We start from the raw sequence: 742 nt of genomic DNA on the forward strand, positions 1-742 counted from the left end.
CTTGGGGGCGCATCTGGGACGGGTACCTGTCGGGCGCCCTCCAGACTGCCGCAGACTTCTTCAAGAACACGTTGGGGAAGGCCGTAGACGGCCTATCCGATTCCCTCGGGTTCCTGTCTGGGAACGCCGGTCAGGCCTCCGCCTCCATTGTCGGAATCGGGCAGGGATTCGACGGGAGCAAGAAGCAAGGGAACGACTTCCTGAGCTGGGGAACCGTATTCGGCGCCGCGATCGGTACGGTTTTTGGCGGGCCGGTCGGTGCCGTTTTCGGCGGAATCCTCGGGTCCATGACGAACAAGTTCTGGCCAGGGATGAAAAGCGCCTGGTCGGGCGGCTGGAATTACTTCAAGGACGGTGTGACGGAATTCGGTTCGTGGCTTCCTGGTGCCATTTCGCGATCGGCGGCGGGGGCTTGGGCCGGAATCACCAGGATGACGGACGGGATCTCCGACCACCTCAAAGCGGGACTGCCCGAGATTCGCTTTACCTGGTCGGGATTTTGGGACTTCGCCCTTCAGCTCACGAAGAACATCGGGAGCGGGATCAAGCAGGTCGTCGGGACCGTCGTGTCGTCGATGAAGCGCGGTTTCGTGTCCGCCGTGGACGGGATGCGATCGGCGTGGAACCGGATACCGGACGCGTTCAAGGCGCCGATTAACTGGATGATCAACAAGGGCTACAACGACGGTATCCACCGTATGTGGAACTCGGTCATCGGCTGGCTGCACCTGCCGTCCGGGCT

The 742-nt window shown here is 62.0% G+C and carries 1 protein-coding gene; it reads left to right on the top strand.

All coding sequences use genetic code 11. The features are described 5' to 3' along the window. A partial coding sequence (locus amrb99_RS49520; protein WP_190869044.1) for a hypothetical protein occupies positions 1 to 742 on the top strand: 742 nt, incomplete at both ends.

The organism is Actinomadura sp. RB99 (assembly GCF_014706005.1).
In the GTDB taxonomy this organism is placed as follows: Bacteria; Actinomycetota; Actinomycetes; order Streptosporangiales; family Streptosporangiaceae; genus Spirillospora.